21 protein-coding genes are annotated in these 22,548 nt (G+C 39.5%); 6 read left to right on the forward strand and 15 right to left on the reverse strand.

The window, feature by feature from the left end:
- Position 1 precedes the first annotated feature (1 nt).
- Together sleB and prsW are read right to left on the reverse strand one after the other, a co-directional pair.
- On the reverse strand, positions 2–799 hold the full coding sequence (gene sleB, locus MHH70_RS05510; protein WP_066171693.1) for a spore cortex-lytic enzyme: 798 nt from the start codon (positions 797–799) through the stop codon (positions 2–4).
- A 146-nt stretch (positions 800–945) separates the two neighbouring features.
- Positions 946–1,620, reverse strand: a complete 675-nt coding sequence (gene prsW / locus MHH70_RS05515; RefSeq protein WP_066171696.1) for a glutamic-type intramembrane protease PrsW — start codon at positions 1,618–1,620, stop codon at positions 946–948.
- Between the two features lie 245 nt (positions 1,621–1,865).
- On the opposite strand from prsW, the gene MHH70_RS05520 reads away from it, so the two are divergent.
- The gene (locus MHH70_RS05520) at positions 1,866–2,837 is read left to right on the forward strand and encodes an asparaginase (protein ID WP_066171699.1); all 972 of its coding nucleotides are present in this window, start codon (positions 1,866–1,868) and stop codon (positions 2,835–2,837) included.
- Positions 2,838–3,122: 285 nt separating this feature from the next.
- On the opposite strand, the gene MHH70_RS05525 is transcribed toward MHH70_RS05520, so the two are convergent.
- From MHH70_RS05525 to MHH70_RS05560, 8 genes are all read right to left on the reverse strand, one after another.
- On the reverse strand, positions 3,123–4,103 hold the full coding sequence (locus tag MHH70_RS05525) for a YpdA family putative bacillithiol disulfide reductase (protein WP_066171701.1): 981 nt from the start codon (positions 4,101–4,103) through the stop codon (positions 3,123–3,125).
- Between the two features lie 12 nt (positions 4,104–4,115).
- On the reverse strand, positions 4,116–4,871 hold the full coding sequence (locus MHH70_RS05530; protein ID WP_235616007.1) for a metallophosphoesterase: 756 nt from the start codon (positions 4,869–4,871) through the stop codon (positions 4,116–4,118).
- 136 nt (positions 4,872–5,007) lie between these two features.
- Positions 5,008–5,673: a LysM peptidoglycan-binding domain-containing protein gene (locus tag MHH70_RS05535; RefSeq protein WP_066171705.1), complete on the reverse strand. Its 666-nt coding sequence runs from the start codon at positions 5,671–5,673 to the stop codon at positions 5,008–5,010.
- 72 nt (positions 5,674–5,745) lie between these two features.
- Complete coding sequence (locus tag MHH70_RS05540) at positions 5,746–7,182, reverse strand: ATP-dependent DNA helicase RecQ (RefSeq protein WP_342472769.1); 1,437 nt, start codon at positions 7,180–7,182, stop codon at positions 5,746–5,748.
- Positions 7,183–8,205 carry a helix-turn-helix domain-containing protein gene (locus MHH70_RS05545; RefSeq protein WP_107942393.1) on the reverse strand — a complete coding sequence of 341 codons (1,023 nt, stop codon included), beginning with the start codon at positions 8,203–8,205 and terminating at the stop codon, positions 7,183–7,185.
- A gap of 256 nt (positions 8,206–8,461) precedes the next feature.
- Positions 8,462–9,496 (reverse strand): HD domain-containing phosphohydrolase, encoded by a 1,035-nt coding sequence (locus tag MHH70_RS05550; protein ID WP_107942392.1) that lies wholly within the window; start codon positions 9,494–9,496, stop codon positions 8,462–8,464.
- Between the two features lie 14 nt (positions 9,497–9,510).
- The gene (locus MHH70_RS05555) at positions 9,511–9,879 is read right to left on the reverse strand and encodes a response regulator (protein WP_342472770.1); all 369 of its coding nucleotides are present in this window, start codon (positions 9,877–9,879) and stop codon (positions 9,511–9,513) included.
- Between the two features lie 14 nt (positions 9,880–9,893).
- Positions 9,894–12,251, reverse strand: a complete 2,358-nt coding sequence (locus MHH70_RS05560; protein WP_342472771.1) for a response regulator — start codon at positions 12,249–12,251, stop codon at positions 9,894–9,896.
- Positions 12,252–12,591: 340 nt separating this feature from the next.
- On the opposite strand from MHH70_RS05560, the gene MHH70_RS05565 reads away from it, so the two are divergent.
- Positions 12,592–12,840 carry a ferredoxin gene (locus MHH70_RS05565; protein ID WP_066171718.1) on the forward strand — a complete coding sequence of 83 codons (249 nt, stop codon included), beginning with the start codon at positions 12,592–12,594 and terminating at the stop codon, positions 12,838–12,840.
- Positions 12,841–13,011: 171 nt separating this feature from the next.
- Positions 13,012–13,791, forward strand: a complete 780-nt coding sequence (locus MHH70_RS05570; RefSeq protein ID WP_283234858.1) for an SDR family oxidoreductase — start codon at positions 13,012–13,014, stop codon at positions 13,789–13,791.
- 355 nt (positions 13,792–14,146) lie between these two features.
- Here MHH70_RS05570 and MHH70_RS05575 read toward each other — a convergent pair whose 3' ends face one another.
- On the reverse strand, positions 14,147–14,764 hold the full coding sequence (locus tag MHH70_RS05575) for a nitroreductase family protein (RefSeq protein WP_342472772.1): 618 nt from the start codon (positions 14,762–14,764) through the stop codon (positions 14,147–14,149).
- Positions 14,765–14,777: 13 nt separating this feature from the next.
- Complete coding sequence (locus MHH70_RS05580; RefSeq protein WP_107942387.1) at positions 14,778–15,761, reverse strand: ring-cleaving dioxygenase; 984 nt, start codon at positions 15,759–15,761, stop codon at positions 14,778–14,780.
- A 252-nt stretch (positions 15,762–16,013) separates the two neighbouring features.
- On the opposite strand from MHH70_RS05580, the gene MHH70_RS05585 reads away from it, so the two are divergent.
- Together MHH70_RS05585 and MHH70_RS05590 are read left to right on the forward strand one after the other, a co-directional pair.
- Positions 16,014–16,958, forward strand: coding sequence for a ring-cleaving dioxygenase (locus tag MHH70_RS05585; protein WP_107942386.1), 945 nt, complete (start codon positions 16,014–16,016; stop codon positions 16,956–16,958).
- Between the two features lie 2 nt (positions 16,959–16,960).
- On the forward strand, positions 16,961–18,016 hold the full coding sequence (locus tag MHH70_RS05590; protein ID WP_107942385.1) for an LLM class flavin-dependent oxidoreductase: 1,056 nt from the start codon (positions 16,961–16,963) through the stop codon (positions 18,014–18,016).
- Positions 18,017–18,355: 339 nt separating this feature from the next.
- On the opposite strand, the gene MHH70_RS05595 is transcribed toward MHH70_RS05590, so the two are convergent.
- Positions 18,356–19,216 (reverse strand): YitT family protein, encoded by an 861-nt coding sequence (locus MHH70_RS05595; RefSeq protein ID WP_107942384.1) that lies wholly within the window; start codon positions 19,214–19,216, stop codon positions 18,356–18,358.
- Between the two features lie 115 nt (positions 19,217–19,331).
- On the reverse strand, positions 19,332–20,066 hold the full coding sequence (locus MHH70_RS05600; protein WP_107942383.1) for a polysaccharide deacetylase family protein: 735 nt from the start codon (positions 20,064–20,066) through the stop codon (positions 19,332–19,334).
- 515 nt (positions 20,067–20,581) lie between these two features.
- On the opposite strand from MHH70_RS05600, the gene MHH70_RS05605 reads away from it, so the two are divergent.
- Positions 20,582–21,355, forward strand: coding sequence for a glucosaminidase domain-containing protein (locus MHH70_RS05605; protein ID WP_342472773.1), 774 nt, complete (start codon positions 20,582–20,584; stop codon positions 21,353–21,355).
- 264 nt (positions 21,356–21,619) lie between these two features.
- Here the strand turns inward: MHH70_RS05605 and MHH70_RS05610 are convergent, their stop codons facing one another.
- A complete protein-coding gene (locus MHH70_RS05610) occupies positions 21,620–22,402 on the reverse strand; it encodes an ABC transporter permease subunit (RefSeq protein WP_342472774.1) in 783 nt (260 codons plus the stop codon).
- Positions 22,403–22,548: the final 146 nt, after the last annotated feature.

Genomic DNA, 22,548 nt, shown 5'->3' on the forward strand with positions numbered 1-22,548 from the left:
TCTAATAGCAAAAGATATGTTGACCTATTTGCTTAATTTGTGGACGTGTCCAAATCCATTTGCTCGTCGCTGTTTTCGGGTTGAAATAGTATAGTGCATTTTCCGTTGGGTCCCAACCATTCATTGCATCAAGCACAGCTTGTTTTGCTCGTTCATTTGGCGTCAACCAAATTTGACCGTCTGCCACTGCTGTAAAAGCAAGCGGCTGAAAAATAATATCGGAAATACTGTTTGGGAAATCGGGGGATTCAAGTCGGTTTAAAATAACTGCTGCCACTGCTACTTGTCCTTCATATGGCTCGCCGCGTGCTTCTCCAAAAACGGCATTTGCCATCAGTTGCAAATCACGTTCTGTATAGTTAGGGGGAAGCTGCATAGAACCACTATTGGAATTATTTTTACTACTTTCCGTACTACTACTGCCTCCTTTTACTTGATGTTCAAGTGGCATACCACCATAGTGTGTAAAATGGCTACCTTTCGCAATTTGCTCTTTAACAAAACTCTCGTTATAGTTCGACTGTCCAACTAGCTTTTGTTTTGTTGTGCTACCCGCAATACCATCTACCTCTAAGCCATAGTCCTGTTGAAATTCACGCAATGCCCAATACGTGCCATAACCAAATTTGCCATCAATCTTGCCATGATAATAACCTATATACTGCAAACGGGCTTGCAGCTCAATAACATCATCTCCAAAAGCACCGCGCTGAATCACTTGTGCCGAAAAGGCATCGGATTGCTGCGGCTGCAAAAAGAGTATACTTAGCAAGAAAATAATGAATAATTTTTTTCTCATGCACACCTCTCCTTTTTTCATAGCATGCGAAGTGCGCCTTGATTTATACATCTGATATTTATTTTTCTAATTGGAGCAGAGCTTTCCTAACAAAAAAGCAAAAGGTATCTGGAAAGTGGCGTGTCTGCCTACTTTTCAAATACCTTCTAATGTCGATTGTTTTCAATTAAATGTTCAATTAAATGTTGATGGGCAAGCTTTACTTTACGTAAGCCAAACCACCATAAAAACAGCATAAACGGCACCATTAAGTAAATAAAATTGCCACCTAGCGTCCAAATCAAATTATAGCTAAAATGCAACGCAATCGGAATAAATAACGATAAAAATAAATATTCCTTTTCTTTATCATTATTGGAAAACTTATTTTTCCCAAAATAATAGCCCATTACAACACCAAACAATGCATGGCTTGAAACAGGAAGTAATGCTCTCACAAAGGCTGTATCTAAGCCAAACGATAATAAATATAACACATTCTCAACAGTAGCAAAGCCGAGTGATACAGCCGCACCGTATAAAATGCCATCATATGGATCATCAAACTCAATATGTCTAAAAATGAGAATAAAAATAATAAGCCACTTAAAAAATTCCTCAATCGTACTTGTAAACACAACATTGGTCATAAATGGAGAGGTAAGCGCTCGTTCTTCTTCCACCACATATTGAATAAATAAAATAGGAAATGTCACCACTGCCCCGTATAAAAATGCTTGAATAAGCGTTCTACGTGGCTCTGTAGCCATTTGATTGCGCATATAAAAATAGCCTAAAAGAGCTAGTGCTGGAGCTATCGCTGCTGATAATAGTATGAACATATTGTAAGCTCCTTTTCTATATAGATAAAGTGAAACTTCAATCCGTGGAGGTTTTCCTCCTCCCCACTGATTGTTAGTTGAACCAATCGGGCTTTTACGGGCCTCCCACTTATCATTTGCGTATTTTCACTTAAGTTTGTCTTACTGCCCGTTAATGCGGGGTAAAACATTCCTTAACAATTTATTTAGATATTGTTATTATAACATTAAATGCATTCATACTGATTTCAAAAGGGGATTTTTTTATGTCAAAAAAAACGATTTTATTAATTCATACGGGTGGTACGATTTCAATGAAAATGAGCGCGGACACAGGCGCAGTTATGCTAAACGAGCAAAACCCGCTAAGGGCAGAGAAGCATATGCTCTCGACCTACGCTAATATTATCGAAGTAGAGGCGTTTAATTTGCCGTCACCACATATTACGCCAAACGAAATGCTACTGCTGCGCAATTGTATTGCTGAGCATGTTGATAAATATGCAATTGACGGAGTAGTGATTACACATGGTACAGATACATTAGAGGAAACAGCCTACTTTTTAGATTTGACAACACGCTATAATTTCCCCATCGTTCTAACTGGGGCAATGCGTTCTTCCAATGAACTTGGAGCAGATGGCGTATATAATTTATTAGAGGCAGTGCGTGTAGCCTGCTCAAAGGAAGCACGTGAAAAAGGGGTACTTGTTGTTATGAATGATGAAATTCATCATGCATTTAATATTACAAAAACATCGACTTCTAGCGTCAATACCTTCCAAAGCCCGCAATATGGCCCTATTGGCTTAATTACAAAAAAGACAGTACATATCCATCATATGCCTGTAAAGCGCCAATTTGTAGAAGTTGAAAAAATAGAAAAGCGCGTCGCTCTCCTAAAAGCTTATGCAGGGATGGAAGCCGATTTAATTGATGCGGTGGCTACATTACAATACGACGGACTTGTGTTAGAGGGCTTTGGACAAGGTAATGTCACACCTGCCGTGGCAAAACGTATCAAAACACTTGTAGCAAACGGTATGCCTGTCATTCTTGTATCACGTTGCTTTAACGGTATTGCAGAAGGGGTTTACGGTTATGAGGGGGGAGGCAAGCAACTAGAAGATGCAGGTGTTATTTTCGCTACAGGCATCAATGGTCAAAAAGCTCGCCTAAAGCTATTAATCGGCTTAAACCAAGTGCATCATCCTGTCGAGCTGAAGGACTTTTTCTAACTATAAAAGCGCCCAAAAAACCTTGCGGTTGCCGGTATTTTGGACAGTAGCGAGGATGTTTCACAAAATGTTGATTCATATAAACAGAAAACGCCTCTTTTAAAAATGGGATGAACATTGGCTTTAGCAGTGTTATCCTTCAAGCGATGAAAACATTTATTTCAATGCGGCATCAAAACAAAATGAACTTTTCGGACAACTACTTTATAAATAATTATAACAAAAAGCAAGCTCCTAATAAGATGAATGAAAAATTCCTCACATCAAATTAGGAGCTTACTATATTTAAGGACGTCGTGGTGCTTTAAATTTCTCCTGAACCGCCTTCGCAATCATCCCACCATGGAAGCGTCCATTCTCTATAAAGATTTCATTGGCATTATTACCTGCCGCAATAACACCTGCGATAAATAGATTTGCAACATTCGTTTCCATTGTCTCCTCATTAAAATGCGGGCGACCAGTTGCCGCGTCAATTTCGACACCCATTGCGTGAATAAAGTCATGGTCAGGGTGATAGCCTGTCATTGCAAAGACGAAATCATTTGCAATTTGCAAATGCTTGCCTGCTTTAGAAATAACGACTTCATCTTCATAAATCGCTTTTACTTCGCTATCAAAATGCATCACAATTTCACCTGAGCGAACTAAAGCATCAAACTCTGGTAGCACCCATGGCTTGACACTCGGCGAATATTCACTCCCACGATAAACGACTGTAACATGTGCCCCAGCCTTTTGTAGCTCTAACGCGGCATCTACAGCCGAGTTTTTACCACCAATAACCAATACCTTAGTATCGAAAAATGGGTGTGCCTCTTTAAAATAATGATAGACCTTTGGCAAATCCTCACCTGTAATGCCCATAAAATTTGGGTTATCATAATAGCCTGTTGCAATGATGACATATGGTGTTTCATATAGTGCTTTACTCGTTGTAACTTTGAAGTTGTCGCCACTTTTTTCTACCTTTTCAACCTTCTCGAAGCGGTGAATATTAATTTTTTTTGCACGCACAACCTCACGATAATAAACGAGTGCTTGATTGCGCCTCGGCTTTCGTTCCTCCACAATAAACGGTACATCACCAATCGCTAATTTTTCACTCGTGCTGAAAAATGTTTGGTGTGTTGGGTAATTATACAGCGAATTAACGATATTGCCTTTTTCAATCACAACAGGACGTAAACCAATCGCCTGTAACTCAATTGCCGCTGCCAAGCCACAAGGACCACCACCGACAATTAAAGCGTCTACTTTATGCATACTTCATTCTCCTTACTTTTCTTCAATTGTCACATCGATTACGTGACACTCTGGCTTCGCACCTAAGCGCAATGGCAATAATGTCGTACCATAGCCATTGCTTATAAGCGTCGGCACTCCATTTCGCACAGAATAAGAGCCTTTCGGATGCACACCGAATTTCCAAAAACGAATTTGTCCGCCATGCAAATGTCCACCCATCATTAGCTGCGGTGTAAAATAACGCTCTACACGATAAAAAACTTGCGGATTATGTGAAATAAAAAATGTAATATCATCCGTTTGGCATTTCGCAAATGCCTGCTCAAAGCTATATTTTTTTGTGGATGTATCTTGAATGGCGCTAAGCCATATGCGATTTTGCCCTGCGAGTAATTGCGCATCATTTTCAAGTATTGTCACATCCATTTCAGCAAATAACTGACGTAAGCGTTGCTCTCCTACTTCATGGTCATTATTTCCCCAGACAAAGTAAATAGGACCGAGTTGCTGCAACTGTTCAATATTGCTGCGCACCCGCTCAAATGGTGTACGCCTATCGCATAAATCACCGCCGATAATGACCGCCTCTACTTTTCCGATTGCTTTTAGCATTTGTTGGTTAATGAGACGCAAATGAATATCTGAAATAAAAAAAATACGCAAGCTTTGAGGGGTTTGACCTTGCAGTTGTAAAGGATGATGACGCACATTATTTTCAAATGCTTGACGCCACATATACCAAATACATACGCAAATAATTCCTACTCCTATTAATATGAATTTCACACTTTAAAACCCCTATTCGATGGCATTTCTTACGGAAACAGGGCTACCTAGAAAGGTTAAATCCCTCTAGGTAGCCCTCTTAGTATATTACAAAAAACACGTCATTCGTTAATATTTGCTTTATTATTTTTTCATCTTATTGCGGAATAATAAGTGTTTGTCCAACGACAATATTTTCTGAGCTTAAATTATTCGCTTGCATAATTTTTTGCACGCCGTTTCCATTATTATAATATTTTAAAGAAATACGATACAGGTTTTCATTTGGCTGAACGACATGTGTTTGAGATGAGGCTAGCTTTTCTGCATCTTCCTTCGCCTGTTTTTCAGCTTGTGCTTTTGCTGCTGCCTCTTTTTCGGCTTGCGCCTTTGCCTGTGCTTCTTTTTCAGCCTGTGCTTTCGCCGCCGCTTCCTTTTCGGCTTGCGCCTTTGCTTGTGCCTCTTGTTCAGCCTGCGCTTTCGCTGCCGCTTCCTTTTCAGCCTGTGCCGCTGCCTCTTGCTCAGCCTTCTCTTTTTCGGCTGCCGCTATTTGCTGTTCATTATTTTCAATAGATGGCTTGTTCGGCTCCACCGTAACCGAACCATCCTTTTCCACTGCTAAACTTTTCGGCTCATAAAAGAAATGTACATAGCCTAATACAAGTAAAGGTATAAATATAAACAATATCGTCATATTTCGAATAAGTGGGCTTTTTCGTTTTTTAGGTTTTTTACTTGTGCGTGACTTTCTTTCTAATCGACCATCAAATTCGATTTCTTGACGGTGCTCTTCAATTTTTTCTCTATAATTTTCTTGTGTCACAACACACCCCTCCTTACACTACTATTCTATAAACATATTATGACTAAATTCTACAAAAAAATCAATCGCGCTTCATCCTAGCAGTATTCGCTGCAAACGCTCCTGCCATGTTAATTGCTGGTCTGGCTCTTCAATAATTAATTGTGCAGTAAGTATTTCTTCAAAAATAAGACCACAATTTTGGCAGCAATTCGCCGTTTTTTCAGTTAGTTGTTGACCGAAATAATGAACAATTTGCTCGCGCATACAATTAGTCGAGTGTACGACTTGCAGCATTTCCTGTACCGCTTTATATTTATCTAGCTCCATTTGCTGCAAGCGTATTTGCACAGCTTCACTACTTTCCTGCTGCATCCAATAGTGCAAAACACGAAAAGCCGTTTCAGAAATCCCGCCAGCCTCAAGCATGCGCATCGGATTATGTCCGCTTGCCAAGCAGCTCATATATTGTTCAATATGCTGCGTTTTGGGCAAATCCTCCGTCACGATAAATTGAGAAAATTGCTCATCTCCATCTGCATAGAGCAATGTCGCTACTGCCGGCTGTCCGTCCCTACCTGCACGACCAATTTCCTGCATATAATTCGCAATATTTGATGGCATAAATTCATGAATCACCTGACGAATATTACCTTTATGTACACCCATGCCAAATGCATTTGTTGCCACAATCCAATCTAACTTGCCGCCTAAAAATTGCTGCTGAATAAATTGGCGGTCCTCCGCCTCCTTGCCTGCATGATATGCCGCCGCTGCAATCCCACGCTCGAGAAGCGCTAAGCTAAGCGCCTCTGTTTTACCGCGCGATTGCGTATAAATAATGCCTGGTCCCTCTGTCGTTTTAACATGCTCAAGTATCCATTTGATTTTTTCATCCTTCTGTTGAAAAAAACGCTTTGCTAAGTGAATATTCGGGCGATTCACTGAATGTAAAAAATAAAAAGGAGACTGTATTGATAAATAGGTTTCAATATCTTGCAATACCGTTTTAGTTGCCGTTGCAGACAACGCTAAAATGGGCGGTTTATTATTAGTTGGAATGATTTCACTTAAACGCAAATAATCAGGACGAAAGTCAAAGCCCCATTGCGAAATACAATGTGCCTCATCCGCTACGATAAGCCCAAGCCTCATCTCCTTAAGCCGCTCCTTTACTTGAGGTTGCATCAGCATTTCTGGGGATGCGAAAATAAAGCGATATTCATGTAAGAAATGTAGAGCATAGCGCTTTTGCTGTGCTGTTAAAAATGAATTTAGAGCTATAACACGCTTTTCGCCAAATTGCTTCAATTGGTCCACTTGGTCTTGCATTAAAGATAATAGCGGGGAAACAATAAGGACTGGTGCATCTAATAAATAGGCTGGGAGCTGGTAGCATATGGATTTCCCCATACCTGTTGGTAATAGCGCAATGACATCTTGTCCGGCTAAAAGCTGCTCAATTACTTCTTTTTGCCCCGGTCGAAAGCTCGTATAACCAAAATGCTTTTGCAATGCTTGCTCCAACATTTAATTGCCCCCTCTCGCTAATACTAAACGCAATTGGAAATAAGTAAGATGCGGTAAAGCCTCACGCAATACTTTTAATTTTTTCGTAGCCCGTGATGAAATCTCATGTTGCACCTGTAGAAGCTCCTCCTGCTTAACAAAATGCTCAATTGGAAAAGTGGCATCGTGCATCGCTAGCTCAACTAAATGGTCCTCTATCGTGCTTTGCTTGAGATTTCTTGTATGGGCTATTTGCTGGAGCGAAAAGCCTTGCTCAAAAAGCCTTGCTGTTTGAAAGGCCGAGTCTGTTAGTGGCATGCGAATGCGGAGCTGCTGCGCAATATCAGCTAAATACGGATACTGTGTAATATGCTGAAGCCAATTATGTAAAGCGGAAATATAAAGGAGCTGGACATCCATTTCCGTACGCTCTGCATGATAGGCAAGCTGCTGCCATGTAAAGCCGGGCATACCGACACCTGTTAAACGATTGATTAATAGCTCTCGCTGCTCTTCTGTTACAGCCAATGATTCCAAGCTATCTGTAATTTCCTGCAACAGCAACACTTGTAAAGCCCCAGCTTGATATTGGTGACGTCTTAAAAATTGACGTGCAAAATACTGTATTTTTTCATCGCGTTGAATGGGGATAAACGCTTTTATCTTCGCTGATTGATGAGATAATGCTTGCACAATAAGAGAAAGACGCGCATAAAAAATATGCTCGTTGCCTCGATAATGCCAACCGTCAAAGGTGCAAGGAACGCCCTTTTTCGCCTGCTCTATCCCACTAGCTGTCAATGTATAATAACCAGCTTCATCCATATGTAAATAGTCTGCTTCCACAAAAAGTTGAACAGATTCATTAAACTTTTGTCTTGAAAGTTTTGGCAGTAGACTAAAATAAGCATGCAAGGAAAAAATGCCAGCATCCTGTATTGTTTGCCCTGACTTTTTACCACGCAGCAAATGATAAGCAGAGGCTACGGTTCTTTCATTATTTAATTTTAAGAAAATTGCTAGTAAAATTTGTTGAAAAATCAACGCTGCCTCCCACCTTCATTCGACAATTTACTTCCAGTATAGCGCAGCTAACAGAAAAAACCTATTAAGTGCTAATTCTCTATTTTACATTTTAAATTGTGACAAAGCACATTGCATTAGATGAAGTAGTAACAGAAGGCTTTGAAGCGTTAATGAAGGAAAAAAATCATATTAAAATTCTTGTAAATTCACAAGCTTAATTTAAGGCTGTAGAGAAATACAGGCTAGCGCCCAATTTTCCTACAGCCCTTTTCTTTTATACGCATTCGACGATTAACTTCTCATTGTAAAGCTCCACAAACACATCGACAACGGCTGGGTCAAAATGCTTGCCCCTTTGCGCTTGAATTTCCACCATTGTTTCTTCAGGTGTCCATGCCCTTTTATATGGACGCTCATGTGTTAGTGCATCATAGAAATCTGCTAATGCAACGATTCGCGCCTCAATTGGAATAGCCTCACCTGAAATTCCGTTTGGATAGCCTGTCCCGTCCCAGCGCTCATGATGCGCTATCGCAATTTTGCGTGCCATTTTCAGCGTTGAAAACACGCTATTCGCTAAAATATCTGCACCAATTGTCGTATGTGTTTTCATCCGTTCAAATTCATCCGCCTCAAAGCGCCCAGGCTTTAGCAATATATGATCTGGAATGCCGATTTTCCCAATGTCGTGTAAAGGGGCTGCTAAACGAATAAGCTCTATCTCAGCTTTTGGTAAATTTAAACGCTCTGCAATCAAGCCAGATAAATGACCGACACGCTCTGTATGCTCGCCCGTTTCATCGTCACGATACTCTGATGCCTTCGCCAATAAATTTAAAATTTCGTATTTTGCCTGCTGTAGCTCCTGCGTTCTTTGCTGTACTTTCTCTTCCAATAATTGATTTTGCATACGTAACTGACCGTAGAGTACACGTGTTTGTAATAAATTTGTTATGCGTAAAACAAGATCAATTCGATCAATAGGCTTCGTTAAAAAATCGCTAATCCCCTCTTGAAAAGCTTGCTTCTTAGCCTCTGGTGTTAAGTCTGCCGTCAGCATTAATACCGGCAAAACCGCATCTTTACTACGAATCGATTGAAGTATTTGAAGACCATCTAAACCTGGCATATGCAAATCAAGTAAAACAATATCGGGATTTTTCTCCTCAAAGAGAGGTCCTGCTTGAAAAGGGTCCATTGTGCTATATATATGCTCAAATCCTGCACGACGTAAAATGCGCTCTAATAGGCTGACATTATATTCTTGATCATCAACGACTAAAATTTTTGCTTGTTTTATTTCTTCCATTCTTCCCGCTCCATTCATCTACCTGCTAACGCTTTCGTCATTTTTTCAAGTAAACGCTCTAGTACTATCGGCTTCGTATCATAGTCATCACAGCCTGCTTGATAGGCCTTTTCCTCATCCTCTTTCATTGCGTGTGCTGTTAAAACAATGATGGGAATATGCTTCGTCATTTCGTTCGCCTTCAATTGCCTCGTTGCCTCCCAGCCATCAACTACTGGCAAGCTTAAATCCATTAAAATCAATGCTGGCTGCTCCGCTATCGCATAGTCAATTCCTTGTTGTCCATCCTCTGCCGCCACTACAAAAAAACCTTTTCGAGTTAATCTTCTTGCCAGCATATCACGATTCATATCGTTATCCTCTACAAGCAAAATAGTTTGCATTTCATCAAATCCTTTTATTCTTTAATTAAAATTTCCTCGATTTTCTCCAGCAGCATTTTATGTTTAATCATCCCTTTTTGCACGATGCTCTCAACATAGCTACTCAGTTTCAAATGCTCTTCTCCGGTCAATGTTTTAGCAGTTACGACAACAACAGGTATATCACGCCATTCCGTTATTTTCCTTAATTCATCAATAAATTGGAAGCCATCCATTTCAGGCATCATTAAATCAAGTAAAATCAGTTGTGGCTTTTCATTTTTCACACAATCAATTGCATGCTGACCGTTGCGTGCCTGCGTAACAGCATAACCTTCTTTATTTAATAATTTAGTCATCAATTCACTTGTCATTATGTCGTCTTCTACAACAAGCACCTGCAATTGCTGCTTCTCTGTAACATAACGCTCTAACGCACTTACTAGCGACTCTTTATTAATTGGTTTTGTTAAATATTCAGATGCGCCAAGGGAATAGCCTAAAGACTCATCCTTCACCATCGACCAAATAATGACGGGTATATGCTGTAACTCCTCATCATTTTTCAAAGCCGTTAGCACACTCCAACCGTCCATGCTCGGCATTAAAATATCTAGGCAAATCACTTCAGGCTGTAGCTTTCTCGCCATTTCCAGCCCTTCCTGACCATTTGGGGCATAAGCTAACGTCCAGTCCTCCTTTGCTAAATAATGCTTCATTAATTGGTGATTCAATGGCTCATCATCAATATGCAAAACATTTACCTTGCTTTTCTTTTCAAGCTTATGCACATCTGCCTTATCGACTATCATGGATTCTTCTACTTTTGACATCGGTAGCCAGCACGTAAACGTACTGCCAACACCCACTTCACTTTCAACGCTAATTGCTCCGCCTAATATTTCACTAAAGCTTTGGCTAATTGCTAAACCAAGCCCTGTGCCACCATACTTTCGCGTTGTGGAAGCATCTGCCTGAGTGAATGGTTGAAATAGCTTGTCTACTTGCTCAGCAGTCATACCAATTCCCGTATCCTGAATACAGAAGCTATAGCCTGCTTGCGCTTTGCGCGTTTCTTCTTCAACCGTAATTGTAACTATGCCATCTTTCGTAAATTTACTTGCATTGCTAATCAAATTAATTAAAATTTGCCTTAGCTTCGTCACGTCTGTTGTCATTTCGCCATCGCTTATTCGCGCTACTAATTCATTATTATTTTGGTCTACAAGTGGCTTAACTGTAGCAATAACATCTTGTACAAGCTGCTGAATCGCAACTTTCTCGAAATATACCTCCATTTTGCCTGCCTCAATTTTTGAAATATCTAATATATCGTTTATTAATGAAAGCAAGTGGCTTCCTGCATTTCGGATTTTAGTTAAATCATCAACAAATAATGTTTCCCCTATATCTTCCGCTTCCTCTGCCAGCATCTCACTATAACCAATAATAGCGTTAAGAGGCGTGCGTAACTCATGGCTCATATTCGCTAAAAATTTACTTTTTACCATATTTGCCTTAATCGCTTCATCATGAGCCTGTTCAAGCTGCGCTGTGCGTTCTTTTACTAATTGCTCCAAATTGCTATTTAGCTCCTTCAGCTCTTCATTCATCTTATATATCTCTTTTGTTTTCTCTTCAATTTCGGAATCCTTAAACGAGATTTTATTCGATAAATAAATACCAAGCAAAGAGATAATTAATGAAAACAATGTACCAGTTGAAATGAAATAGCCTAGAAACTGTTGATTAAAAACGACTCCTGCACTAGATTTCATATTTTCATCTATGTAAAAATGCGCTGCGTGCATCCCAACATAATGCATACCAGCAATAGCTGCCCCCATAATTAATCCACTTCCGAGCTTGGCAAATGTTTTCGGATTCCCCTCTCCATTTCTAAAAAAGAATGCCAATAAAAGAGCAACAAAAGATGCTAAAAGTGCAATTATTATAGATAAAGCAACAAAAGATAAATCGTAAGAAATACCAATTTGCATCGCTTCCATACCAATATAATGCATTGCAACAATTCCAGTAGCTAATGAAGCACTAGCGCTTAATAAGCGCGGCAATGTTAACCGGCTATTACGACTGACTAAATGCAGTGCTATAAACGAGCCAATAATTGCAGCGATTACCGAAATAATGACAATAATAATATTATAGGCAACAGGTACTGGTAGTGAAAATGCCAGCATCCCTACAAAATGCATCGACCAAATACCTAGCCCCATAGCACTCGCTCCAAATAGCAGCCACAGTAGTCTAGATCTCCCTTTTAAATTACTAATTCTTCCAACCAAATCTAATACCGTATATGCTGCTGCAACAGCAACAATATATGAGAAAATGACTAATATTGTATCATGAGATCCGTGTATATGTTCCATAAAAAAACCCCCCTATTTTTAGGTCAACACGAAAATTAATTGCCTAAACTTTTTTCTGTATTTGTATCGGATTAATTCCAACAATATTTAAAGCAAAATAGAATTGAACGCTTTCTCTCCACAGCTTTCGCTACATTTGTACTAATTAAAATACCTTCTAAATTCTCATTTCACTCCATATTATAATCATTTCTCCAAGTCCCTGTCATGCCTGACACAATTGCTACGCACTTAGACATTTCTATGACAATCAAGTATTGCCTGTTGAAAAGTATAGTGAACCACTATAGAATAAGAAAGAAGCTTATCAGAAAGCGAACGGAAAAAAGGAGAGAATCTAATGCCAAAATATACAATTGTCGATAAAGATACATGTATTGCTTGTGGCGCATGTGGCGCTGCGGCACCAGATATTTATGATTACGATGATGAAGGGATTGCCTTCGTTATTTTAGACGATAATATGGGAACATGTGCTGTTCCAGAAGATTTATTAGAAGATATGCAAGACGCATTTGAAGGTTGCCCAACAGATTCTATTAAAGTAGCTGACGAAACATTTGACGGTGACTCATTAAAATTTGAATAATATTTGGTGAATCTCTCAAACTTCATAGAGATTTGCAAAATAATGATGACAAGTGTTATTACAGAGCATGCAAGTAGAAGAAAAATCTATTGCGTGCTTTTTTTTATCGTGTTATAGTTATTTTTAGTAGTTGGTACTAATAACAGATATTATTGTACTAAAGGAGTGCAAATGATGGATATTTTACAATTAAAGAATAAGAATGTTGTTGTGATGGGTGTTGCGAATGAGCGTAGCATCGCTTGGGGCATTGCAAAAAAATTATTTGAAGTAGGCGCAAACGTTATTTTCACGTACCGAAAAGAACGTTCAAAAGGAAAAATTGAAAAAATGCTAGCTGATTATACAGATTATAAAACGGCTGTTATCGAGTGTGATGTAAATAGCGATGACAGCATTGCACAAGCTTTCAAGCAAATTAGCACACAGTTTGGCGACATTCATGGCATCGTCCATTCAGTTGCCTTCGCACATGCAGAGGATTTAAAAAATCGCTTCCATGAAACTTCACGTGAAGGCTATGCTTTCGCGCAAGATACAAGCGCATATTCATTAGTTGCTGTTAGTAAAGCAGCGAAGCCTTATTTAGCGGATGGTGCTTCCATCGTTACGATGAGCTACTTAGGAGCAGAGCGCGTATTAGACGGCTACAATGTAATGGGCGTCGCAAAGGCAGCTTTAGAGGCAGCTATGCGTTATTTAGCGGCTGACTTAGGCACAGATAATATTCGCGTCAATGCAATTTCTGCTGGTGCCATTCGTACACTAGCAGCAAAGGGCGTACCAAGCTTCAACCAAATTTTACACAAAATCGAAGAGCAATCGCCACTAAAGCGCAACACAAACCAAGAGGAAGTTGCAGACATGACAATTGTAATGCTCAGCACACTATCGCGTGGCGTAACAGGCGAAACGATATATGTAGACTCTGGCTACAATATTATGGGATAAAAAAGCGTCCAACAAGCCATGCGGTTGCCAGCTTGTTGGACGCTTTTATTGGTCTTTGGATAAATTGTTTGCTCAGCAAAACAGAGAGGGGTTTCCTTACATTAAAGTGAAAACATCAAAAAGATATCTCATTTTGCACGTGGGGCTGTCTTAAAAGATTAAATTCCCCCCAGCGCAGTGAAAAATCCACTTTACGCTCATTTTATTTTAAATTCAAAAAAATGCTGCTAAATTCAGTGTTTCTCTCGTTTTCAAAGAACCTTCTTGCTATTTTAACGAGTGAATTTTTTAAAATAGCACTATCAAAAGCGTCGAAAGAGCAGGCCACCACACTGCTCTTTCGAAGCCTTTCCCCTTAAATAAATTGCACGAACTCGTTTACTGGCTTGCGATAGCCTCTTAAACGGCGACTTTTTTCCTTTTCCTTGCCAATTGTAATCATTAATACAACTTCTTGATTAGCAGGAATTTGCAGAAGCTCACGCACTTTCTCTTGGTCAAAGCCAATCATCGGGCATGTATCCCAACCTCGATTTTTAGCTGCCAGCATAAACATCATCCCAGATAACGAGGCGTTACGGATAGCCTCCTCCTTCATAAACTGCTCTCCTCGACCTTCGTAAAAGACCGTATTTTCCTTAATGAGGTCTTGTAGCTCTCCTTCTGTAATGATGCCTAAGTCACGCATCCCTTGATTCAAGCACTCTGTCTGCCGATAGGCATAGCGATCACCTGTTACGATAAGAACAGCGGAGGCACTATGCACCTTGTATTGACCGTTAGCTGCTTCCCGTATTTGCTCCTTCTTCTCCTTATCCATCACAGCGTAATAATGCGCATGCTGTAAATTAAAAGCTGTTGGCGTATATTTCACGTCATCAAAAATTTCTTTTAAATCAGCCTCAGTAATCAGGACATCTAATAAAAAGTTATTAGCTGAACGACGCTGCTCAATTAGTTGTTGAAATTCCATATGATTAGCTCCCTTATTCATACTCTTTTTCGATATTTTTCGTGCTACGTATAGTATCAATTGGTCGTACTAAGCGTTCAATTTGCTCACGCTTTGGCTCTAAAAATGGCGGTAAGGAAAGCTTTTCCCCTAGCGTTTCATACGGCTCATCCCCCATAAAGCCTGGACCATCTGTTGCTAGCTCAAATAAAATTTGTGGTGCAACACGAGTATATAACGACTCAAAGAAATGGCGATTGACATAGCCTGATGTATGCAAACCAAAGCTTTCAAAATGCGTCTGCCATTCATCTAGCATTGCACGATCCTCCACACGAAATGCTGCGTGGTGTACCGTTCCAAAACCTTGACGTGCATTCGGCAGTACCGTATTATGCTCTACGATAATTTGAGCGCCATTCCCGCCTTCGCCCACTTCAAATAAATGGAACGAATCTTCCTGTGCAACTTCTTTAAATAGCATTACTTTTTCTAACATTTGCTTGAAGAAAGAAAAATCACTAATGCGAATAAATATTGGACCTAATCCTGTAATTGCATATTCTAATGGAATCGGTCCCTTTTCCCACGGAGTACCTGAAGCAACACCATTATTTGTTTCATCGGAAATGAGCTGATAATGCTGTTCATCAAAGTCGACAAAAGATAATATTTTTTTACCAAATTGCTCTTTTATACCTGTATGCTTTACTTGTAAACGATTAAAACGCTTTGCCCAATAATTAAGTGCCTCATCTGTTGGTACACGGAATGATGTTTTTGAAATTTCATTTGTACCATGTACCCCCTTTGGAATACCTGGGAAATCAAAAAACGTCATATCTGTTCCTGCTGAACCTTTATCATCAGCAAAAAATAAATGATATGTTTGAATATCATCTTGATTGACCGTTTTTTTTACTAAACGCATCCCTAATACGTATGTGAAAAATTCATAGTTCTTTTCTGCACTGCTTGTAATTGCTGTTACGTGATGGATTCCTTTTAAATGATTCATTTGTCATTCCTCCGATATCGTATTTGTTCATAATCCGTTTTGTCGATTATTGTTAACTTTCCACTAATATGCTGAAAAATCCCGCTAACCAATCCTAAAACTCAAATTACCTCGAATTCGAGATAAATTTACCATACATATTTAACGCTGTCAATCACTTAGAAGAAAATATCTTGAATTCGAGATATTTTTCTTGCATATTCAATTTTCAAGTAGTAAAGTGGAAGCAACAACATACAAGGAGCGATTGATATGTATACGATTCCAGGACATCATCATATTTCTATGCTAACAAAAGATGCGAAGCAAAATAATCATTTTTATCGTCATATTTTAGGGTTGCGCCGTGTAAAACTAACTGTGAATCAAGATGACCCATCGATGTACCATCTCTTTTATGGGGACACAACAGGTAGCCCAGGTACAGAATTATCATTTTTTGAAATGCCTTTTATTGGACGAACACACCGTGGCACAAATGCTATCACACAAATTGGTTTACTTGTCCCTACAGAAGACAGCTTAGTTTATTGGCAACAACGCTTGGCGAACTACAATGTAAAACATGGTGAAATTACGACATATGCCAACCGCCCTGCCCTCCATTTTGAGGACGAGGAAGGTTTACGCATAGTACTCCTTGCCGCAAATGGCGAAGTGATTGATTACTGGCAAACATGGGCTAAATCGCCTGTCCCTGCAGAGCATCAAATTTTAGGTATGGGTACTGTAGAAATAACAGTGAAACGCCTTGATAAAATCGCAAGCACATTGCAAATGCTTAATTACAAAGAAATAAGTTGCACAGAAGATGAAGCAGTTTTTCAATCAATTAAAGGGCAAGCCTTTGGTGAAATCGTCATTAAAGAGCTGGATGGTCCTAGTGAAAAGCCCGGTCGTGGCAGCATTCATCATTTAGCCATTCGCGTGCGCAATCATGAAGAGCTCGCTTATTGGGATGAGCGTGTTAAAGAGCTCGGCTTTCCCACATCAGGCATTATCGACCGTTATTATTTTGAAAGCTTATATTTCCGCGAGTCAAATGGTATTCTTTTCGAAATTGCAACTGACGGCCCAGGCTTTACAATTGACGGAGATATAGCAACACTAGGCGAAAAATTAGATTTGCCACCATTTTTAGAAGGGCGTCGTACAGAAATTGAAGCGCACTTAAAGCCAATCGAAGGAGACGAATAATTATGCAAAATTACCGCATCGACCCAACTAAAGGGATAGAATTTGGACTTTATTCTCTAGGTGACCATATGGCTAACCCATTAACTGGAGAGCGCATTTCAGCACAGCAGCGTATTCAAGAATTAATCGAAGCGAGTACACTAGCAGAACAGGCTGGTATTGACGTATTTGCTGTTGGTGAAAGTCATCAAACACATTTTACCTCACAGGCACATACGGTTATTTTAGGAGCAATCGCACAGGCTACAAAGCATATTAAAATCGCGAGCTCTGCTACTGTTTTAAGTGTAGCTGACCCTGTACGTGTATACGAAGATTTTGCAACAATTGACTTAATCTCAAATGGGCGTGCTGAAATTGTCGCAGGGCGTGGCTCTCGCGTTGGCGCTTATGAGCTATTCGGCTATGACTTAGCTTATTACGAGGATTTATTCGAAGAAAAACTAGAACTATTAATGAAACTTAACGAAAAAGAAAAAATTACATGGGAAGGACAATTCCGTCCACCTTTAATTAATGCGGTGATTTATCCACAGCCAAAGGAAGGCTCATTGCCGATTTGGCGGGCAGTTGGTGGTCCGCCAGCAAGCGCAATTAAAGCGGGACATATGGGTGTGCCAATGATGCTCACAACATTAGGCGGACCAGCTGCAAACTTTAAAGTTTCCGTCGATGCATATCGTGACGCTGCAACTGAAAGCGGCTTCGACCCAGCCAACCTACCAATCGCAACAACAAGCTTATTTTATGTGGCAGAAACAACACAACAAGCAATCGACGAAATGTATCCGCATTTACACAGCGGCTTTCTAGCGATTCGGGGTAGTGGCTATCCTCGCCACCAAGTTGAGCTTGGTAGCAATACAAAGGATGCTCTCATGGTCGGCAGCCCACAGCAAATTATTGAAAAAATGCTCTACCAGTATGAATTATTCGGTCAACAACGCTTCATGGCACAAATTGACTTCGGCGGTGTTCCTTTCAATCAAATAATGAAAAATATCGAATTAATTGGGGACGAAATTATTCCTGCGATTAAAAAGTACACAAAGCAATAACAAAACTTTGCTGAAACATCACCGTAGGGTCGTCTGAAAAGCCATTTTGCGATGAGGATAGTGACAAATAAAGTAGAAGCAGATGTTTTTAGCGAATATTTTATCTAGAAACAAAGGGCTGGAGTTGTCCGAAAGGTCCATTTTGTTTTAGCACCGCATTGAAATCAATGCTTTCATCGCTTCATTTTTACTGAAGGATAACGCTGCTAAAGCCAATGTTCATCACATTTTTAAAAGAGGCGTTCTCTGCTTATAGGAATCAACATTTTGCGAAACATCACCGCTACTGTCCAAAATGCCGGCTATGCACGGCTTTTTGGACAGCCCCAGCCCCTATTTTTAGTGAATATTTCTCTTCTTAAAGCTACCGCCGCGCACTTCGGCTACGTCTGTAATAACAATGAAGGCATTCGGGTCATGTTCTTTGACAATTGTTAAAACTTTACTTTCCTCCATTCGAGTAATGATACAATGAATCAACTCTACTGGTTCATTTGAAAATCCACCAGTACCTGACGTGTATGTGATACCACGTCCTAGTCGGTCTTGAAGTGCTTGTCCAATATTTCGTGCATTTTTACTAATAATTTGTACTGACTTTGAGCTTTCAAGCCCTACTTGAATCACATCAATAACAATTTTTGCAATATAGTATGTAGCTGCAGAGTATAATGCACTTTCCAAGCCATAAATAAAGCTTGCGCCTGTAAAAATAAAGGCATTAATAAATAAAATAACATCCCCTACCGAAAAAGGTATATTACGTGATATAAGTACAGCAAGTACCTCCGAGCCATCTAGTGCGCCACCATTACGTAAGACGATACCAATTCCAACACCGAGCAAAACCCCTCCTGATAATACGATAAGCAAAGGGTCTTTTTCACCTAAAATAGGCGCCATGCCAGACATTAATACTGCTGAAATCGATAAAGTTACAATCCCAATCGAGCTAAGTATCGCAAAAGTTTTCCCTACTTGCTTGTAGCCTAAATATATAAAAGGTAAATTTAAGACGAACAGTAAAACACCTAGTGGAACACCAAAAAGATAGTTCCCCATAATGCCGACACCTGTTACGCCACCATCAATCACCGCATTTGGAATTAATACTGCCTCTAGCCCATAAGCAGCAATCGCTGCTCCAATAATAATGAATATTGCACGGCGAATAAATTCACCTTTCGTACCTATGTCCATCCATAAACCAACTCCTCTTTCATTTTTACTTTTCTATTATTACGCAATTTGGTTATTGAGAAAAGTAAAAACGCCCCACATTAAAAATTTCTTTTGTCCATGTGGGGCTTCCTTTTTATTTTTGAATAGTAGATTGCTGTATTGCTAATAATTCTGAAATCGTTACAAATGTATAGCCTTGCTCCTGTAGTTTTGGTAAAACCTGCCTCAACGCCTCAACCGTTTGCTCGCGATTGCCTCCTCCATCATGAAATAGGATGACATCACCTTCTTTGGCACTATTCACTATACGAACGATTTTTTCTACTCCTGGCTCCTTCCAATCCTCCGTATCCAAATGCCATGACCACATCACAACTTTATAGCCTGAATCTGCAATGGCATCAATCATCGCATCCGTATACTGCCCACCAACAGGACGGAATAGCTTAGGTCTGTTCCCCGTAATTTGATATAGAAGTTCCGAAGTTTGTTCGATTTCTTTCAGTAACTTAGGTACTGTCGTCTTTAAAGGATGCGTATACGTATGATTGGCAATTTCGTGTCCATCTGTGTCTATACGCTCTATAAGCTCGGGATTTTTCTTGGCATTTTCACCAATAATAAAAAATGTAGCCTTCGCCTTATGCAATGCAAGCAAATCTAAAATCTCAGATGTATATTCTTTATGGGGACCATCATCAAATGTAAGCGCCAAAACTTTTTGATCTGTATGAATATCCCAAACAACTTGCCCCGCTTCTTCATAATATTGCCTACTGCGATTAGCGGCCGCCTCTTCCTTTGTTGTTAAAAAACTAATGATAGCCAGCAAAAGCACTAGTGATATGAATACGTATATTTTTTTCAACACGTCACATCCTATATAATATTTTATTAATAGTATTTGTAGGATGCGACAAAAAAATGCCCTTATTTTTAAAGCACTATGTAGTATTTTTTAGCAAGTGGATACGACAGATTTATCCCGTATTAACAGGCTGTAAGACCCTCACTTCAAATCAGCAGGTAAAACCAAGATGTTTAGGTGGGGGATCAAACAGCCTGTAAAAACCCGAATGGTGAAACTACCAATCAGTGGGGGATGTAGGAAAACCCCCACTGATTGAAGGTTCACTTTATCAAGCTACTTGGTAGAAGTTCATTGAGGTGCGAGACTTCTGTACCTATATCTGTCGCCTTGCTATCGGTACAAATCAGATTTGTCGCTACGCTTTCGGTATAAAAACATACGCTTCTGCGATTACTCGTCGCAAATAAATATACTGAAAGAAGTTAAAAATTTCCCTCCTCCCTTTTTTTGCATGATAAAGTTTATCATGCTAAACTTTTAATAGTAATAAAAAAGAGAGGGCGCTCGTACGTATGAAACTATTAAAAAGACTATTATTCACGCTTGGCATTGTTATTATGCTATTTGTGCTTGGAATATATGCATTACTTACTATTTTTTCTTCTAATCAATATGAACAGTCCATTCCTAAGACGATTGAGGAGGATTTAAGCGTTGAGCTGTTTATTGGCACAATCGGAGAGACTGCACGTAAGCTAGCTGCTGAAAATGATTTATATGCATCCGTTATGCTTGCACAGGCAATTTTAGAAAGTAATAAAGGACAAAGTGGGCTTGCTACTGAGCCGAATTACAATTTATTTGGTATTAAGGGCAAATATAAAAATAACTCTGTAACGTTGGAAACACAAGAGGACGATGGAAATGGTAATCTAACAACGATTTTAGATGAATTTCGGAAATACCCCTCCTATGAGGCTTCCTTGCGAGATTATGCTAATTTATTACGCAATGGTGTGTCATGGGATAAAGCATTCTATCACGCTACCTTTAAAAGTAATACTTCCTCTTATCGTGATGTGACAAGCTATTTAACAGGTACTTATGCTACAGATACAAATTATGAACAGAAGTTAAATCAATTAATTGAACAATATGACCTCGCTCAATATGATTATCCAATTGAAAATAAAACAACAGTCACTGTATCAGCAGATGATTCTTTAAACAGTATTGCAGAAAGCTATAATGTGAGCATCACATCGCTGAAACAGTGGAATAAGCTCCAATCAAGCTCTTTACAGGAAGGGCAAACATTGATGATTTATGAAACGCCTATCCAATAATAAAAGTTATCTAAAAAAGCTGGCTCCAGTGGTTGTCACACTAAAGTGAAACTTCAATCAGTGGATGCTTTTCTCCACGGATTGTTAGTTAAACCAATCGGGCTTTTACGGGCAGTTGTTCTCCCACTTATCCTTTAGCATATTTTCACTCAAGCCTTAAAGTGGTCGCCTTACTGCCAGTTAATGCGGGATAAATGGTCACTATTTTCGTCGCGAAGGCGTGTCTCAAAACATTTTTTCAGACATGCCCTCTCAGACATTTCTTCATACCTTTGTTAAACGCCAGTTACGCTTTGTTGCTAAAATGCCGAGTCCACTAAAACTAATAATTGCAATTACTGTAAAGAGCAATGTCATTTGAAAATCAGCGATAATAATTGTGTCAGTCACAAAGCTTAACCCATGGTTCACTAGTTTCCAAGGTGTCCAAGTCCAAAATCCTCCAATTGCCGAGTCAACAAATAGACCGACTGGTATAAGTATAATAGCAATTGCTGCTGCCACACCTGTTTGAAATGCTGCGCTCATTGCAATTGTAATGGCCATTACAAGCACTAACCAGACACAATAGGTTAATAGCATTTTTACAAAATCATCAACGGCAACCGAGCCAAATAAAATGACTGTATAATACATACTTGCCAAATAGCCTAGTACTGCACTTACTATACTAACGATGGAAGCCATCACCCATTTACTCATAAAAATAACTGCTGCTGAAATTGGGCGAACATATAATAATGTCGCGGTTCCATTATGGCGCTCCCGACTTACAGAGCCAATAAATGCACTAATTAAAACAAGTAGCCCAATCAATTGATATTGTCCCGTTGTTGATAATAAAATATCAGCCGCAGTCAACTCAGGAAAAAGCATTTCAAAGCCTTCCGGCATATTGCCAACTGCTGCTAAAATATCTTCAATATAATAATTAGTTAATGGCTCTGTAACACCTAAAAATATAAAAACGAGTGGTATCCATAAAAATTTAAAGCTACGCCAGCTTTCTAAAAACTCTTTTTTCAGCAATACCGAAAATTGTGTCATTGCTACGCCACCTTTCTCATCAATTATGCCTCTACCGACACTTTCAGCAAGCTCTTTGCAACAGTCGTCGAGGACTCTATTTTTATCCCACAGTAACGGGCAGTAACCCCCTTACATCATGACTTCAGTGATAATCAGCTTCAGGA

Source organism: Metasolibacillus sp. FSL H7-0170 (genome assembly GCF_038593115.1).
Classification (GTDB): domain Bacteria; phylum Bacillota; class Bacilli; order Bacillales_A; family Planococcaceae; genus Metasolibacillus; species Metasolibacillus fluoroglycofenilyticus.